At 64.1% G+C, this 16,644-nt stretch carries 14 protein-coding genes; 9 read left to right on the forward strand and 5 right to left on the reverse strand.

Annotation, left to right across the window (positions count from 1 at the left end):
- Positions 1 to 43: 43 nt before the first annotated feature.
- Together ACMHYJ_RS02550 and ACMHYJ_RS02555 are read left to right on the forward strand one after the other, a co-directional pair.
- Positions 44 to 727: a hypothetical protein gene (locus ACMHYJ_RS02550; protein WP_414244624.1), complete on the forward strand. Its 684-nt coding sequence runs from the start codon at positions 44 to 46 to the stop codon at positions 725 to 727.
- A 69-nt stretch (positions 728 to 796) separates the two neighbouring features.
- Positions 797 to 3,118 carry a TonB-dependent hemoglobin/transferrin/lactoferrin family receptor gene (locus ACMHYJ_RS02555; RefSeq protein WP_414244625.1) on the forward strand — a complete coding sequence of 774 codons (2,322 nt, stop codon included), beginning with the start codon at positions 797 to 799 and terminating at the stop codon, positions 3,116 to 3,118.
- Between the two features lie 40 nt (positions 3,119 to 3,158).
- Here the strand turns inward: ACMHYJ_RS02555 and ACMHYJ_RS02560 are convergent, their stop codons facing one another.
- Positions 3,159 to 4,253 carry a hemin-degrading factor gene (locus tag ACMHYJ_RS02560; protein WP_414244626.1) on the reverse strand — a complete coding sequence of 365 codons (1,095 nt, stop codon included), beginning with the start codon at positions 4,251 to 4,253 and terminating at the stop codon, positions 3,159 to 3,161.
- 113 nt (positions 4,254 to 4,366) lie between these two features.
- Entirely contained in the window at positions 4,367 to 6,559 is a 2,193-nt protein-coding gene (locus tag ACMHYJ_RS02565) for a putative bifunctional diguanylate cyclase/phosphodiesterase (protein WP_414244627.1), read from the reverse strand.
- Between the two features lie 178 nt (positions 6,560 to 6,737).
- On the opposite strand from ACMHYJ_RS02565, the gene ACMHYJ_RS02570 reads away from it, so the two are divergent.
- Positions 6,738 to 7,568, forward strand: a complete 831-nt coding sequence (locus tag ACMHYJ_RS02570; protein ID WP_414244628.1) for a hypothetical protein — start codon at positions 6,738 to 6,740, stop codon at positions 7,566 to 7,568.
- 82 nt (positions 7,569 to 7,650) lie between these two features.
- Here the strand turns inward: ACMHYJ_RS02570 and ACMHYJ_RS02575 are convergent, their stop codons facing one another.
- On the reverse strand, positions 7,651 to 8,286 hold the full coding sequence (locus ACMHYJ_RS02575) for a recombinase family protein (RefSeq protein WP_414244629.1): 636 nt from the start codon (positions 8,284 to 8,286) through the stop codon (positions 7,651 to 7,653).
- 572 nt (positions 8,287 to 8,858) lie between these two features.
- On the opposite strand from ACMHYJ_RS02575, the gene ACMHYJ_RS02580 reads away from it, so the two are divergent.
- Both ACMHYJ_RS02580 and ACMHYJ_RS02585 read left to right on the forward strand, forming a co-directional pair.
- The gene (locus ACMHYJ_RS02580; protein ID WP_414244630.1) at positions 8,859 to 10,076 is read left to right on the forward strand and encodes an EAL domain-containing protein; all 1,218 of its coding nucleotides are present in this window, start codon (positions 8,859 to 8,861) and stop codon (positions 10,074 to 10,076) included.
- Positions 10,077 to 10,124: 48 nt separating this feature from the next.
- The gene (locus tag ACMHYJ_RS02585; RefSeq protein ID WP_414244631.1) at positions 10,125 to 10,934 is read left to right on the forward strand and encodes a PilZ domain-containing protein; all 810 of its coding nucleotides are present in this window, start codon (positions 10,125 to 10,127) and stop codon (positions 10,932 to 10,934) included.
- Between the two features lie 19 nt (positions 10,935 to 10,953).
- Here ACMHYJ_RS02585 and ACMHYJ_RS02590 read toward each other — a convergent pair whose 3' ends face one another.
- Together ACMHYJ_RS02590 and ACMHYJ_RS02595 are read right to left on the reverse strand one after the other, a co-directional pair.
- Positions 10,954 to 11,370, reverse strand: a complete 417-nt coding sequence (locus tag ACMHYJ_RS02590) for a copper resistance protein NlpE (protein ID WP_414244632.1) — start codon at positions 11,368 to 11,370, stop codon at positions 10,954 to 10,956.
- Positions 11,371 to 11,403: 33 nt separating this feature from the next.
- A complete protein-coding gene (locus tag ACMHYJ_RS02595; protein WP_414244633.1) occupies positions 11,404 to 12,114 on the reverse strand; it encodes an RNA polymerase sigma factor in 711 nt (236 codons plus the stop codon).
- A 59-nt stretch (positions 12,115 to 12,173) separates the two neighbouring features.
- Between ACMHYJ_RS02595 and ACMHYJ_RS02600 the strand changes: the two genes are divergently transcribed.
- The 4 genes from ACMHYJ_RS02600 (at position 12,174) to ACMHYJ_RS02615 (ending at position 16,628) form a co-directional block, all read left to right on the forward strand.
- The gene (locus ACMHYJ_RS02600) at positions 12,174 to 13,106 is read left to right on the forward strand and encodes a phosphorylase (protein ID WP_414244634.1); all 933 of its coding nucleotides are present in this window, start codon (positions 12,174 to 12,176) and stop codon (positions 13,104 to 13,106) included.
- 135 nt (positions 13,107 to 13,241) lie between these two features.
- The gene (locus ACMHYJ_RS02605) at positions 13,242 to 14,258 is read left to right on the forward strand and encodes an amino acid ABC transporter substrate-binding protein (protein ID WP_414244635.1); all 1,017 of its coding nucleotides are present in this window, start codon (positions 13,242 to 13,244) and stop codon (positions 14,256 to 14,258) included.
- An 84-nt stretch (positions 14,259 to 14,342) separates the two neighbouring features.
- Positions 14,343 to 15,530: an amino acid ABC transporter permease gene (locus ACMHYJ_RS02610; RefSeq protein WP_414244636.1), complete on the forward strand. Its 1,188-nt coding sequence runs from the start codon at positions 14,343 to 14,345 to the stop codon at positions 15,528 to 15,530.
- Complete coding sequence (locus tag ACMHYJ_RS02615) at positions 15,531 to 16,628, forward strand: amino acid ABC transporter permease (protein WP_414244637.1); 1,098 nt, start codon at positions 15,531 to 15,533, stop codon at positions 16,626 to 16,628. It begins immediately after the preceding gene.
- The last annotated feature ends 16 nt before the right edge of the window (positions 16,629 to 16,644 follow it).

A 16,644-nucleotide genomic window follows, 5' to 3' on the forward strand; every position in this document is an offset into this window, starting at 1 on the left:
ATATCCGGGCCGGGGGACGGCTTGGCAGGCGGGAGGATCTCTCATGCATTTTGTGGCCCAGGGCGATCTTGTGCTCAAGTCGCTTTTCGTGCTCTTGGCGATCATGCTGTTTGTCAGCGCGTACCTGACCCTGCTGAAGGCGGTCAGCCTGATTTTTCGGTTCGTCCAGGCTCGGCGCTTCCTCATCGGCTTGGCCGAAGCGGGGTCATGGCGGCAGTTGGAAGCGCTGGTGGGACGGCTGGCCGGGGATGGTGTCTGGCCGCGGCTGGCCCAGCGCGTCATGGCCGGGCTCAAGCCGCCCCCGGGCGCGGGCCGCCCGTCCGGCGGCCCCGCGGGCGATGTCCTGGCGCAGCGCCTGATTGCGCGCGAAATCGCCGCGCAGACGCTGGATCTGCGCCGGGGCTTGGAGGTGCTGGTGGCCATTGCCTGGGCCGCCCCCGTGGTCGGTGGCGCGGCGGTGGGCTGGGCCGGGTTGGGGCCGACCCCGCTTGATCCCGCGCTGGGCGGGGCGACGGCCCTGCTGTTTCTGGGGCTGGCCGTCGCGGGCGCCACCCTGCTGGCCTGCCTGGGCCTGCGCGTGGCCGGCCGTCTGTATCTGGCGCAGTTCACCTTGTTCCAGCAGCTGCTGGCGCCGATTCTGCGACAGGGGAGGAGCGACAGCGTGCGTGGCGTCCGCAGCCCGAGCGGCTTTCATCAAGCAGAAATTTTAAGTATCAATATTATTTAGGTTGATATTAGAAACAACAACTATTATCATTTGCGTTTTCAAAAGCATATGGATAATAGGGGTAAGGGAATGAGCAAGCGACTGCGCGCGCCGTACTTTGGCGCCGTCGCCACCACCTTGTGTGTCTCGACCATCACATGGGCCGCCGAGCCGCCGGGCGACACAGCGGTGTCCACCGGCGGGGTATCTTCACTGTCCGCCATCGTGGTCGAAGGGCAGTCCGCGCCGGCGGAGCGGCCCGCCGGCACCACCGTGACGACGCGGGCGCAGCTCGACGAGCGGGCCGTCGGCGGCTGGGAGGATTTTTCCAGCCGAGGCGATCCGGCGGTGAACTTCAGCCGCCAGAACAACAGCGTGAACATCCGGGGGGTCGATGCGGATCGGGTCGTCACCGTGGTGGATGGCATCCAGGTGCCGTGGCTGTCGGATGGCGCGCGCGGCGTCAAGGGCGGATTGCGCACCGTGGATTTCGATACGCTTTCGTCAATCGACGTCGTGCGCGGGGCCGGGGCGGTGCAGTCGGGTGCGCTCACCGGGGCGTTGTCGCTGCAGACGTTGTCGCCGGAAGATCTGCTGGAACCCGGGCAACCGTTTGGCGCGTTGGTGCGATCCGGCTACGACAGCGCCGACGACAGCTGGAAGGCCCAGGCCGCGCTGGCGGGGCGGGTGGGCGCGGGCACGCGCTGGCTGCTGCAGGCCGGGCTGCGCAAAGGCCATGAATTGGACAATATGGGCAGCGTGGGGGGCCTCGGGGAAACACGCGACAAGCCCGATCCGATGCGCTACACCCAGGACGATTTTTTGCTGAAAGTGCAGCACGAATGGCGCGACGCCCACAGGCTGACCTTGACCGGAGAGTCGTTCCACCGCTGGTCGAATACAGACGCCCTGTCCAGCCAGGGCGCCGGCGAGGACTACCAGCCGGGCGAAGGGCACGCCGACGAGGATCTGAATCGCCAGCGCATCGTGTTGGGGTACGCCTACCGCGCCCTGGCCGAGCGCCAGGCGCTCGATGCCGGGGAATTCAAGCTGTACTGGCAGCGCATGCGTCTGGAGCAGGGGGCCAGCGGCATCCGCAATGACGATGCGCGTGCGCGCATCATCCCGGGCGATCCGTTCAAGTACGGCTATCCCAGCGGCGCATATGGTCGCAGCAATGCCATCGAGCAATCCGCCGTGGGGGCGGTGACGCGCTGGAGCGGCCATGTCGCCGGGGCGCTGGCGCAACATTGGGCCGTCGGCGGGGATCTGGCCGCCAGCCGCGTGCGGCAGGACGCGGCGGGCCACGATAATTGCCCTGTTGTCCCGCCGGGCCTGCCGGCGACTTTCGGGCCCCGCACCTGCGACTTCCTGCATACCAACCAGGCCGACATGCCGCGCGTCAAGGGGCTGGTCTGGTCGTTGTGGGCGCAGGATGAGATTTCCTGGGCCGATGGCCGGTATGCGCTGACCCCGGCGCTGCGCTTCGATTCGTACCGCTGGTCGCCGCAGTCCGACGGCAGCTACACGCAGAATCCCAATTACGGCAATGGCCGGCAGGATGCGAACAGCGGCAGCCGCGTATCGCCCTCGTTATTGGCCAGCTACAAGGCCCATGACCAGCTGTCTTTCTATGCCAAGTACGGTTATGGCTTCAAGGCCCCCAGTGCGACTCAGCTCTACCTGAATTTCGGCGGGCCGGGCACTTACCTGAGAAAAGGCAATCCCGATCTCAAGCCGGAGATCAGTCATGGCTGGGAACTGGGCGTGGATGCCGGCGATCGGGATCTGGGCGGACGCCTGGCCTATTTCGACAACCGCTACCGCGATTTCATCGACGACAGCATCCCGGTGGCGCCGGGCTCCACGCAGTGGCAGCCCGAGTGGGCGACGCAGTACCCTTATGGTGTCACCAGCTCCGAAAACCGCGCGCATGTGCGCATTTACGGGATTGAGCTCAGTGGCCACTGGTCGATGACGCCGAACTGGTATACCCGGGGAGCGCTGGTCTGGTCCCATGGCCGCGACCAGGACACCGGGCAGTATCTGAACACCGTAGCGCCGCTCAAAGCCTCGGTGGCGCTGGGTTATCGCACGGCGCAATGGGGCGTGGAAGGCTTGTTGAGCGCGGCGGCGGCCCGCAAGCATGTCGCCTATCCAGAGGCGACGCCCGATGCGCCCTATGCGGATTTCAAGGCCCCGGGGTACGGCGTGCTGGATATGACCGGCTGGTGGAAGCCGGCCGCAGTTCGCGGCCTGCGGGTGCAGGCGGGCGTCTATAACCTGTTCGACCGCAAATACTGGAATGCGCTGGATGTGCCGACCCAGGGGACTGCCCAACTGCCGCGTCCGGTGGACTACTACACGCAGCCGGGACGCAGCGTCCGGGTTTCGCTGACCTACCAGTATTGATGATGGCGCCGGCGCAATGGTGTGTTGTCGCCGGCCATTATTATGCGGCAGCCACTGCTTCGGGGGCCGGCAGGCTGTCCATCAGGCGCGTCCAGGCCGTGATTTCCGGGCGGCCGGGCAAGCGCTGACCGAAGAACTGCACGATCTGCCCGCCTTGCGCGTCGTACATTTCGAGCGAGGTGACGAAGCCATCCGCCGTGGGCTTCTTGACGATCCAGGTCTCGGCGATATGATCGGCCCGCAGGTGCAGATTGAAGTCATCGTCCAGGACGTTGAGCCACGGGGCCATGTCCTTGATCTGGCGCACCGGGCCGGAGTGGATTTGCACCAGGCCGGGCGAACCCGTGAACACCATGATGGGCAGGCCGCTGCGGGCGGTTTCCCGCAGCACGTGACCGACGGCCGAATTGCTGGTTTTGCGGGCGAACTCCGGCCCCACCAGGCGCAGCGCCTGCAGGCGCGTGACCTGATGCCGTTTCAGCAAGCCATAGAGTTCGTGCGGGCCGTACCCCATGGCGCGCCAGCCCGCGCGCAGGGCCTCGGCGTCCACCTGCGCATCGTCCAGTTGGTGGGGCAGGGGGTCGGCCACGGCCTGAACCGTGATGCCAGGCGTCTGATCCGGGTGGGTGAAGCGGGCGACCAGGGCCTGCCAGGCGGCCGGGTCGGTCTGGTCGAGCCGGTACACTTTGTGCACCGCAACCCCGTCATCATCGAAGAATTGCAGGCTTTCGAGGTGCCGGCCATGGCTTTCCTCGGTCACGGCGAAACCATGCTTGAAGTGCGTCAGGAAGACGCGCAGGTCGATCGCCCCGCCCACGATGGCGCCCATGGCCGGCCCCAGGTGCACCCCTTCGAACCAGCCTTTTTTCTCGTGCACGCAGCTTTCGTTGCGGGTCAGCACCATGACGCGTCCGACTTCGGGCAGGGCGCGGAAAAGATCGCTGATGGCGGCGGCATCCAGGCGGATGACGCCGTCGCCCGTGCGGCAGGCCAGCAGCTCGCCTTCGCTCACCCCCAGGCGGGCGGCCAGCTCACGGGCCCGCAATGCGGGCGCTTGGGCGCGCAGCGCACGCCACTCGGTGTTCAGCTGGGCCGGCGTGCGGGTAGCGGCGGGATGGTCGGGGGATTGGGTCATCGAGGTGTCCTGCTTGTGCTTGTGTGTGGAACGTAAATTATAATTGTTCTCATTAAATAATTAAGTGTCAAGTCATGCTTCAGCAGTCATGCTTGAAGCGGCTTCACGCCGCTTCAGCCGGCGGCCGGTGCCCAGCCGCCCACGAATTGCTCGAATGCCTGGGCGGATACCGGGCGGCTGAACAAGTAGCCTTGGTATCTCTCGCAGCCGTTTTTTTCCAGAAAACATCGGTGCGCCTCGGTCTCCACCCCTTCGGCGATGACCGACAGCCCCAGGTTGCCAGCCAGCGAGATGATGCTGTGCACAATGGCGGCATCGTTGCCGTTGGTCAGCACCCCTTGGATGAAGCTCTGGTCGATTTTCAGTTCGTCGAGGGGCAGCCGCTTCAGGTAGCTGAGTGACGAATATCCCGTGCCGAAATCATCCAGCGAGAACTGCACGCCGTGCGCCTGCAACTGCGCCATTTTCTGGGTGGTGCCTTCGACGTCGCGCAACAGCAGGCGCTCGGTGAGTTCCAGTTTCAGCCGCCGGGCCTGCGCGCCCGTTTGCGCCAGGATGCGCAGCACCTGGGACACGAAATCGCTTTGGTAGAACTGTCGCGGGCTGACGTTGACCGACAGGGTCAATTCGTCCAGTCCCGGCCGGCGGCTCCAGGCGGCCAGCTGCTGGCAGGCGCTGCGCAGCACTTCGGCGCCCAGCGGCAGGATCGACCCGGATTCTTCGGCCACGGAAATGAAATGGGCCGGGGAGATGTAGCCTTTCTGGGGGTGTTGCCAGCGCACCAGCGCCTCGGCGCCCACCAGGCGGCGCCGGTGCACCTGGGGTTGGTAGAAGACCTCGAACTGGCGCTGCTGGAGGCCTGTGCGGATGTCGGCTTCCAGTTGCGCGCGCTCGTTGGCGGCTAGCTGGATCTGGGGGTTGTAGAAGCGAAACGACCCCAGTTCCAGCGCCTTGGCCTGGCTGACCGCGAGATCGGCGCGCTTGAGCAGTTCGTCGATCCCGCATTGTTCGCCCCGGAACAGCACGACCCCGGTGCAGGCGGAGGCCTGGTAGGGGGTGCCCAGCAGATCGTAGGGGGCGTGCAGGGCCAGCAGCAATTGCTGCGTTTTTTCGGCGGCGCGCGCGCCGGCGTCTTCGGGCCGCTTGGCCAGGTCGTCGAGGACGATGACGAATTCATCGTCGCCGTGGCGGGCCGTCAGGTAGCGGTGCGCCGTGAAATCCAGCAGGCGGCGCGCAATCTGCTGCAGCAGCGCGTCCCCGTATTTGCGGCCCAGCGTGTCGTTCAGCAGCTTGAAGCGATCCACGTCCAGCAGCAGCACGGCGCCCCAGCCACCGCCCGCCGCGCTGGCCGCCAGTGTCCGGGGCGCTTGTTCCAGGAGCAGGTGGCGGTTGGGCAGTTGGGTGAGCGGGTCGTAGTAGGACAGCCGTTCGATGTGCTGTTGAACCGCCTTGTGGGCGCTGAGGTCTTCGAGGGTGACGAGAAACCCGGCGTGGGTCAGCGCGCCGCTGACCCGGACGTGACGGATGTCGCCGTCGCGGCAGCGCAGCGATTTTTCGTATGGCTCGATCGTGCCGTCGCTTCGGCTGCGTTCGCGCCGCGCGGCCCAGGCCCGGCGGGCCTGTTCGCGGGCGGCGGGCTCGGCGTATGCGGCGCGCCACCAGCTTTCCATGTTGGGGACATCTTCGATGGCGTAACCGAACAGGGTTTCGAAACGCTGGTTGCGGAAAATGATGTCCTGGTTGTCCGCAACCAGGGCGATAGCGACCGGCAGGTGCTCCAGGATGTTGCGCAGCGTCTGTTCGTTTTCGGTGATTTTTTCTTGGGCGAGCTTATGGGGAGTGATGTCCTGGACGATGGCGACGTAGAAGCCGACGGGGTCGCCGGTGTCCCATGTGGCGGAAGCCGAGAGGGATATCCACACGGTTCGGCCGCTCTTGTGGCGCATGCGCTTTTCCATGCGGAAACTCGTGATCTCCCCGGCGCGCATCCGCGCGACGTATTCACGGTCGGCCGCGAGATCGTCGGGATGCGTCAGTTCCTGGAAACTCATGGTGCGCAACTCGTCCCGCGTGTAGCCGATGATGTCGCAATATCGCTGGTTGACCTGCAGCCAGCGGCCCGTGCCGATGTCGGTCAGCGCCACGCCCACCGCCGCCTGGTTGAAAATGGCCCGGAACCAGGCGCCGTTGGGGTCGGAGATGCCGGCGTCGGGCGTGCCGCCGACGGCGGGATTTTCCTGGACGTCCAAGCGGATTTCCGGCGTATCGCCAGTCGTGGAGGAAGGGAGCGTGTTCGGGGATGTCATGATCTCGGGACCCTGGGGGCGAACGGTTTCCGCGCCGTTTCAGGAAGCCAGAAAATACTAGCATGAAACAGTTCTTGACCAGGATTTTTCAGATGTTTTCCGGGCCCGCCGCCGCAGCCTGTAGAATTCTCGTATGCGCAACACACAAGGTATGCGCAACACACAAGTGGAGGCAGGCATGGCGCTGAAAGATTATCTGGGTGAACAATTGCTGGGTGTGCTGGCGTCGTATCAGCCGCAAGGTATCGTGCACCACATCGGGGTCGTGTATCCGCGTGCCGACAACGCGCTGCGCGTCTTCATTCCCAAGGGCCACGCGCTGGCGCAGGGGTCGCTGGTGACCTTGCACCTGGACAATCGCACGGGGGTGGACGAACTGGACGCCGAACTGCGGGTCTACCGGACCTCCTACAAAGGGCGCGTCACGGCCACCGACGAGGGCTGGCTGACCCTGCAGCCTGTGGAATACATGCTGATCCACGGCCTGGGCGTGGTCGAGCAATACCAAGCGCCAGGCTATGCGTTTCCGTCTGATGCGCGGATCGAGTCCGACCTGCCGACGACCCCCCTGCAAGTCCTGGGGCCTGTGCAGCAGCGCGAGCACCACAATAAAGTGGGCATCTTGACCACGCTGGCCGTCGATCATCCGCATACCACGGTGCTGGCCTTCCTGAATACCGAAGCGGATGACGTGTTCATGATTTCGGTGCCGGGCACCTTCAAGCTGCGTCAGCTGAAGCGCAACCCCCGCTGTTTTTTCACCATCGACGAGCGCGCCAAATTTACTTTCGAACAAGCCATCCACTGGAACTACACCATTCTGGAGATGCAAGCCCATGCCGTGCCCCCCAGCATGCCGCTGTACGAACAGGTTCGCACGGCATTCGTCCTGAAAAACCCTTGGGAGGCCGGTTTTTTCCTCATGGACGGCCTGGAAATGGTTCACCTGAAGTGCCAGGCGGTCGTGTTCGCGGGCGAGCCTCAGCCCTGCCCGGGCCATCCGTCTTGAACCCCGCCGCTACGGGCCCGCGTCATCGGCGTCCGGCGGCAAGCCTTGGCGCCAAGCCGGGGCCGCTTGCGTGTCCGGCGCGTCATCGCTCGGGTGTGGCGGCTTGTGTCGTTTGGCGCAATGGCCATGCGCTGTCACGCTGAAAGCGCCGCAGCGTGGACACCGACACCCCGAACTGATCAGCCACCTGCGCCAGGCGCTGGCCCTGGTTCAGCAACGTGCACGCCGCGCTGCGCTGTGCGGGCGTCAGGGCGGGCGGGCGCCCCAGGTGCTGGCCGCGCACCCGTGCCGCCGCCATGCCCGCCCGGGTGCGTTCGCTGATCAAGGCGCGTTCGAATTCGGCCAGGGCCGCCATCAGGTGAAACACCAGCTTGCCGCTGGGCGTGCCGATGTCGATGTGTTCGCACAGCGAACGGAAACCCACTTGCCGCTCTCCCAGGCTGTCGAGCAATTGAATCAAGCCCGACAGTGATCGTCCCAGGCGGTCGAGGCGCCAGACCACCAGTTGGTCTCCCGGGCGCAGCAGGCGCAAGGTCTGATCCAGCCCATCGCGGCGCATGGTTGCCCCCGAGACACCCTGATCCACGAAAACAGGGTCACAGTCTGCCCGCTTCAGCGCCCGCATTTGCAAGTCCAGATGCTGTTCATCCGTCGAGACCCGGGCATAGCCAAAAATCCGCGCGGCCGTGCCGGCATCGTGCGCTGCTTCGATTGCCATCGCTTGTTCCCTTTATTCGTCTGCTCCCCGTGAATAGGGCATTGAACTATAAGGTGATTGGCGCAAGCGGGCGGGGGAAGATGATGATGAATTGTTTCGCGCAGCCCGCGGAAATCCGGGGCGGGGCGGTGACAGCCGGGCGCTGTGCTGCCGTATGTCTTTGGACGATGCTCAAGAGAACAAAGCCGTGTGGCGCCCAAGTGTGACGGGATTCAATGGAAATTTATTTTCACAAATTCATTGAATTAATTACATCAAAACAGACCGCATATGGAAGAAATGTTGCATATAGGAAACATTTACATTATCTAACATCAATCAAAAAGGTTCCCTTTCACATGATTCCCCTATGGGTTGCTTTGTTTATGCCATGCTTTTTCTTATTGTCTCAAAAATATATACCTAATTCTTTGATTAAAATCTGACTTTTGTTTTTTTGATTTATTGTTTGCAGTTGTCAATCATGTGTGCAGAGGTGATTGTAAACACATTTTATAGGCCCCGCAAAAGGGAACCCTTTTGAATTCGCCGAGACATGCGGGACAAGCCGCCTGCAGGCGGAACCCGCAGGCATGGCGGGCACGCAGGCGCGGATTCGTGTCGGCAACCTGCCATTGCCGGTTTGCGCGGATGACGCTGATCTGTCTGTGCGGGTGATGCGGCAGCTGCGCGACCGCCTGTTCGCGGCGGATGTGCCGCGCAAGGCTGTCCAACTGATGCACGATGCCCTGGCGGTCGATCTGGATGGTTGCTGGCCGTTCAGCGTGTATTCAGCGGCCTTGGTCGATCAGTTCTGGCGTTCGCTGTGCGCCGGCCTGGGCGATGCGCCCATCCTCTGCGGTCGCCACCGTTTCTACCCTGATTTGCGGATCGCCCTGACGGGTTTCGGCCCGCACGAATGTGCGCTGGACAGCATCGACCTGAGCGCGCCCGCCTCTGCGGCGGAATCCGGCTGGGCGGCGTCTGTCCTGGACGAAGACGTCGCGCTGTGCACGCTTTGGCTGAATGATTTGCGTGCTGGACAATTGCAGCTGGCGTTTCAGCCGGTATACCGCCTCGACCAGCTGGATGGCGGCCGCTGCCTGTACCATGAAGCCCTGGTGCGCCGGACGTCGGCGCTGACTGAATCGCCCGCCGCCGCCATTCGGGCGCTGGAGCGGCAGGGCCTGATCGGACGGCTCGACTGGAGCAATTTATGGGCCGTCGTCAGCCTGCTGGAAACCCGGCCCGGCTGCGTGCTGGCCTGCAATGTGTCGGCCCAGACCCTGCGGCCCAATGCCTGGTGGCGTGAATTTATCCGCTATCTGCAGGGGCGGTGCGCCGTGGCCTCGCGTCTGTTCATCGAAATCACCGAGACCAGCCCCTTCGTTCACCGGGCGCTGGCCCTGGAGTTGACGCGCGAATTGCAATCCCTGGGCGTGCGCATCGTGCTCGACGATATGGGCAGCGGCCACGCCGACCTGGCGGCCCTCTACGACACCGATTACGATGCCGTGAAAATCGACCAGTCCTTGCTGCGCCAGGCGCGGCAAAGCCCTGCCGGGCGGGAAATTCTGGCATGGTTCACGCGGGCCTGCGCCCGCAGCAGCCCCTGCGTCGTCATCGAAGGCGCGGAAAATTCCGACGATCTGATCTTGGTGCGCAATGCCGGCGCCCAGGCCGCCCAGGGGCATTTCGTGGGCCGGCCCGAAGGCCGGCCCGAGTGGAACTTCCACGAACCTTGCGTCGTCCCGAACCGCTTGCCGCAATATGGCGCGGCTTTGTCGTTCATCAACCGTGGCGGCCGGTGAGCCATGCGGAAATCCAGCCCTGTCAGACTTCTCGCGCCAAGCATCGGCTTGTTGCTGCTCATCGTGACATTGACGGCCTTCAGCCTCTGGAAAATGGTCGAAGGCAATGTGCTCGAAGCACGCGCCCGGCAATACGGTCAATTGGCTTCTTTGGTCGCCAGGGACACTAGCGGCACACCTGTGGCGTGGCGCCTGATGCTGGGTGAAGACGTCAAGCCCGTGCGCAAAAACGATAGGGCCAGCCCCGGGCGGCCGGGCCGGCAGTACCAGCAGCAGGCGGATTTACTGGACGCCCGGGCGATGGCCGCTCGGCGGATCAGCCTCTATGGATTGATTGCCAACAGCCTGCTGGCGCTGGCTTTGGCCGGTGGCATTGCATGGCGCGGCATCCAGCGCGTGGATCGCAAGCGCCTCTTGCACAGCAAAAGCGCCGATGTCGATACCGATACCGATACCGGCCAGCCGCCGCCGCGCAGAGAGCACTTTCGGATACGCACGCCCCTGGTGAACCCGGCGACGTTTGTCGTGCAGGATGCGGATACGGACTTGTCCAATGCGGTGTTTCCGCTGGCCGATATCAGCGTTGGCGGATGCCGCCTGGTGGATGCGGAAGGCCGGCTCGATCCGCATGCCGATGCCGTGTTTCAGGGCCGGTTGGATTTTCCGAATGGCGGTTCGGTCGAGGTCATGCTGCGGATTCTGCGTGTCAGCGAGTCGCTGGACGCGCCGCCATCCGTTCTGCTGACCGCGGCTGGCAAGTTCATCGAGAACACGGCCCAGCAATGCGCCGCCATTCAGCACTATATCGACTTGCTGGATCGCATGCGGAATCAGCACAAAGACAAGGCGGATGCCTGAAGCCCCGGCTTGGCCGGGTTCAATCCAGCTTGTTCAGGCGGTAATGATCCGCCAGTGGCCCGCTGATCCGGCTGCCGTCCGAGGCCAGGCGCAAAAGCCAGCCTTCACCGACAAAGTAGTGCTCGGGCGCCGGCCCCGGCAGGGTGACGGTGCGGCCTTCCGGGCCCCAGTCGAAGACGCCGGCCTGGTTGTCCACCTGGCCGCCCTTGCCGATATAGCGGGTCTGCAGATGATAGGTTTGATCCTGCCTCAGCACCACGGTGGTTTCCAGGCCGGCGCAATCGGCGCAGGGCAGCAGGCCGCGGTAGGTGCCCGCCCAATCCAGGGACAGGCGGGCATTGTGCTGGGCGTCCGCGGCGGCGGGCGGGGTGGCCGGGCTGGCGCAGCCCGCCAGGACAGCGGTCAGGAGCAGGGGCAGGAGCAGTTTCTTTGGCATGGACGTCGGGAAATGAGTTGAGTGATCCGGCGGTCAGGGCACCGGCAGCCCGGCGGCCCGCATCCGGGCATGAACCCCGGCGACGATGCGGTCGCAGCGTTCGCCGGCGAAGGAAAACGCTTCGCGCGCGTGGAGATCCAGCTGGTCTTTCAGGCTGTCTTGCAGCAGCCGCCGGGCCCGCATGTAGCGCACGCGCACGGTGGCCTCGGGGATGGCCAGGATCCCGGCGACCTCGGCCGACGACAGGCCTTCCACCCCGCGCAGCATGAACACCGCCCGATAAAGGTCGGGCAGGGCATTGATGCGCGCTTCAATCAACTGCCGAACCTCTGCGCGCCAGGCCTGCTGGTCTGGCTGCTGGCTGTCGGGCAGGGGCGTGACGGGGTCTGGGTTGGACATGGGATGATCGGGCGTGTCGGACAGGTCGTCCGCTAATTGGATGACGGCGTCGCGGGTTTTGTTTCGCCGAAGGCGCATCAGGGCTTCGTTGGCCACGATCCGCGTCAGCCAGGTGACCGGCCGGGAGTCGGCCCGGAAATCCTTGAGGTGCTGGAATGCTTTCCACCAGGCGTCTTGCACGGCCTCCTCGGCATCCCTGTCGTTGCGCAAGATGCCTCGCGCCGTGCGGTACAGACGCTGATTATAGCGACGCATCAAGCGGTCGAACGCGTCGATGTCCCCGGTGGCCGCTTGCCGGCACAGGGCCAGATCGTCGTCCAGCGCGGTTTGCGCCATCGTATCCATTGCTGCTCCCGTATATGATCACCCTTGAGCCAAATTGTACGACTTTGAACGGAGACAGCATGTTTGCCAACTTCATGGACACGGTACGCGCCCGCAGCGATCAGGCCATCGCCTCGGGCGACCTGCAGCCCATTGTGGCCGAACAGACGATCTTGCACGACCGGGATCTGCCCTTTGTGGTGCGTTGGGTGGCCGCGCTGGCGGCCAAGGATGCGGCGCAGCCATCCGCGCAACAATCGCCGGACGCGCCCGGCCCGGCGGCGACCGTGCTGCCCGGGGGGCCGCGAGACCCGGACTTCAACCCTTTTTTGCACCCCGATCCGGCCTTGACGGTCGGGCCGGTCGGTGCCGACCACGTGGCGATCCTGAACAAATTCCCGGTCTGCCTGCATCACCTGGTGCTGGCGCGCCGCCATTTCGCCGAACAATTGTCGCCGCTGGAGCTGACCGATTTTCACGCCCTGGCCCTGCTGCTGTCCGGGCAGGGCGGCCTGGGCTTCTACAACGGCGGGGCGGCGGCCGGCGCCAGCCAGCGCCACAAGCACGTTCAGTGGATTCCGGCCGCGCCGGAAAATGCCTCGCTGCAGGCCCTGACGCGCGGCCTGCCCGCGGTTTCCGGGCAAGGGGCCATTTTGCGCCATCCGCTGCTGGCCTCGCTGGCGCATTGTCTGATCCGGGTGGATGCCGGGCCGGGCGCCCACCCGGAAGACAGCGCGGCATCCCTGCTGACGGCTTTCGGGCAAGGCTGTGCCGACCTGGGCCTGCGCCCGGACGCCCAAGGCCTGCTGCCGCCCTTCAACCTGCTGGCCGGCGACGGCTGGATGCTGATGGTGCCTCGCAGCCAAGAGCACTTCCTGGGGATATCCCTGAATGCCCTGTCGTTCGGGGGAACCATCTACGTGCGCGATCCGGCGCAGATGGACGCGATTCGCCGGGCCGGCCCCCTGAATGCCTTGTTCAGCGTAGGGTTATCACCTGAAAACGCCGGCTGACGCCCGGTTTGCAGGGATATCCCGCATGTTTGTTCTCTGTCTTAACACAGTACGATGTCAGGCCAGACGGATCAATTCCACAAGATTGCCATCCGTGTCTTTCTGATAATCACCTGCTTACTGGAAGGGATCACTATGAAATTCATGAAACTAGCCGCAGTCAGTGCTGCCTTGATGCTGGCCAGCACGGGCGCCCAGGCGGGCGACACCTACAACACGGTCAAGCAGCACGGCTATGTGCAGTGTGGTGTCAACGCGGGCTTGCCTGGCTTCGCGCTGGCTGATAGCAAGGGCGTCTGGAAAGGCCTGGATATCGACATGTGCCGCGCCGTGGCGGCCATGGTGTTTGGCGATGCCAACAAGACCAAATATGTGCCGCTGACCACGCAGCAGCGCTTTACCGCCCTGCAGTCCGGCGAAATCGACGTCCTCACGCGCAACTCGACCGCGACCATCACCCGCGACACCACCCTGGGCCTGATGAGCACCGGCATCAACTTCTACGACGGCCAGGGCATTCTGGTGCGCAAGGATCTGGGCGTGAAAAGCGCCACCGAACTGGGCGGCGCGGCGGTGTGCGTGCTGGCGGGCACCACCACCGAACTCAACCTGGCCGACTGGTTCCGGGCGAACAACCTGGAATTCAAGACCGTCGTCATCAATACCTCCGAAGAAGGCTTCCGCACCTTCGAGTCGGGCCGCTGCGACGCCGTCACCAGCGATAAATCCCAGCTGGCCAGTCTGCGCGCTTCGTCGGCCACCCCGGACGACTACGTGATCCTGCCGGAAAACTTCTCCAAAGAACCCCTGGGCCCCATGGTGCGCCAGGGCGACGACGAGTGGTTCATGGTGGTGCGCTGGGCGCTCAATGCCTTGCTCGAACTCGAAGAATACGGCATCACCTCGCAAAATGCCGACGAAATGCTCAAGAGCGACAATCCCAACATCCAGCGCATCCTGGGGGTGTCGGGCGACATGGGCAAGGGTCTCGGGCTGGATAAGCGCTGGGCCTACAACATCGCCAAACAGGTCGGCAACTACGGCGAATCCTTCGAACGCAACGTCGGCCAGGGTTCCCCCCTCAAGCTCGACCGTGGCCTGAACGCCCAATGGAACAAGGGCGGCATCATGTACGGCTGGCCAATCCGCTAATCCGCAGGGTTGCTGCTCAGGCCACTGGGGGTTTCGGTGGCCTGAGTCTCTTTTGCAATACCGTTTGTCTGTCCCTATCCGCCTATGACTCATACGTCTACTCGCGCGCCGAAAGCGCCATCGCGTCGGTGGTCCTGGAACGACCCCGCCACCCGGGCCCTGATCTATCAGATCGTCATCCTGGGCCTGGTGGCCCTGGGGGTGTGGTTCCTGGTCTCCAATACGCTGCATAATCTCTCCGTGCGCAATATTTCCACCGGCTTTGGCTTTCTTCACGAAGAAGCCGGTTTTGCCATCGGCGAATCCGTCATCGCCTATTCCCCCGCCGACACCTACGGCCGGGCGGTGGTCGTCGGCCTGCTCAATACCCTCAAGGTCTCCGTCATCGGGGTCATCGCGGCCACCCTGTTCGGCACGCTGCTGGGGATCGGGCGGCTGTCCAAGAACTGGCTGATTTCCCGCCTCGCGGGCCTCTACATCGAGGTCATGCGCAATATTCCTTTGCTGTTGCAGCTGTTTTTCTGGTATGCCCTGATCACCGAACTGATGCCGGGGCCGCGCCAGGCGCTCACCCCGCTGCCCAACGTCTTCATTTCCAATCGCGGGCTGAAGCTGCCCTGGCTGGCGGGCGACGCCATGGACTGGATTTTCGGCGGGCTGGCGCTGGCCATCATCCTGACGGTGCTGTTGGCCCATTGGGCGCGCCGCCGCCAGGACGCCACCGGGCGGATTTTCCCGCTGGGGCGCGCCGCGCTGGGCCTGCTCATCGTCATGCCCGTTCTGGGCTGGCTGGTCAGCGGGGGGACGCTCGAACTCGACCGTCCCGAGCTGAAAGGCTTCAATTTCCAGGGCGGGCTGAACATGTCCCCGGAATTCACCGCTTTGCTGCTGGGGCTGGTGATCTACACCTCGGCCTTCGTGGGTGAAGTCGTGCGTTCGGGCATCCAGGCGGTCAGCCAGGGCCAATGGGAGGCCGCCTCGTCCATCGGCCTGTCGCGGGCGCGCACCCTGCGCCTGGTGATCCTGCCCCAGGCCATGCGCGTCATCATCCCGCCCATGACCAGCCAGTACCTGAATCTGACGAAAAACAGTTCGCTGGCGGTGGCCATCGGCTATCCCGACATCGTGGCCGTGACCAACACCATCCTCAACCAGACCGGCCAGGCCATCGAAGGCATCATGATCATCATGGCGGCGTATCTGGTGGTCAGCCTGTCCATTTCCGTCTTCATGAACTGGTACAACAAGCGCATCGCGCTGGTGGAGCGCTAAATGGCCCATACCCATACCGCGACCGCGGGTCGCTTGCCGCCCCAGAAACACCAGGGCCTGATCGGCTGGGTGCACGCGCGGCTTTTTTATTCGCCGCTCAGTACCGTGCTGACCCTGCTGACGCTCTGGCTGTTGGCGCTGGCGATTCCCGCCCTGATCGAGTATCTCTTTATCCGGCCCGATTTTTCCGCCACCACGCCGCAGCAATGCCAGGCGACGGGGGGTTACTGCTGGGCCTTCGTGCGTGAAAAACACCGCCTGATCCTGTTCGGCATCTATCCCTACGATGAGCAATGGCGGCCCTTGCTGGCCTCGGTCATCCTGGTGGCGGCCATCGTGTGCAGCTGCATCCGCTGGTTCTGGAAGCCCTTTCTGGGGGTGCTCTGGCTGGCGGCCCTGGTGGCCGTGGGCGTGCTGATGTGGGGCGGGGTGTTCGGCCTGAGCTACGTCGAAAACGCCAAGTGGGGCGGCCTGCCGGTCACGCTTATTTTGTCCACCTTCGGGATCGCCTTTGCCTTTCCCTTCGGGCTGCTGCTGGCCCTGGGACGGCGCTCGGACATGCCCGGGGTCAAGGCCGTGTGCATCGTCTACATCGAGCTTATCCGCGGCGTGCCGCTGATCAGCCTGCTGTTCATGTCGTCGGTCATGCTGCCGCTGTTCCTGCCCGAGGGCTTCTCCATCGACAAGCTCCTGCGGGCGCAGATCGCCATCATCCTGTTCGCGGCGGCCTACATTGCTGAAACCGTGCGGGGCGGGCTGCAGGCCATGCCCAAGGGGCAATACGAAGGCGCCGAATCCCTGGGACTCAGCTATTGGCAGAAGATGCGCAAGATCATCCTGCCGCAGGCCCTGAAGATCGTGATTCCGCCGCTGGTGGGGATTTTCATCTCGCTCTTTAAGGACACCTCGCTGGTGGTCATCATCGGCCTGTTCGACCTGACCCAGGCGGCCAAGGTCGCTGTCTCCGATGCGCTTTGGCGCGGGTTCAGCACCGAAGCCTATCTGTTCATCGCCGTCATTTACTTTGTGTTCTGCTTTTCGATCTCGCGCTACAGCCTGTCGCTTGAGCGCCAGCTGGATCAAGCCAATCAGCGCTAGGGCCGGAAGCCGGAAT

The organism is Castellaniella hirudinis (assembly GCF_047468865.1).
GTDB lineage: Bacteria > Pseudomonadota > Gammaproteobacteria > Burkholderiales > Burkholderiaceae_B > Castellaniella > Castellaniella hirudinis_A.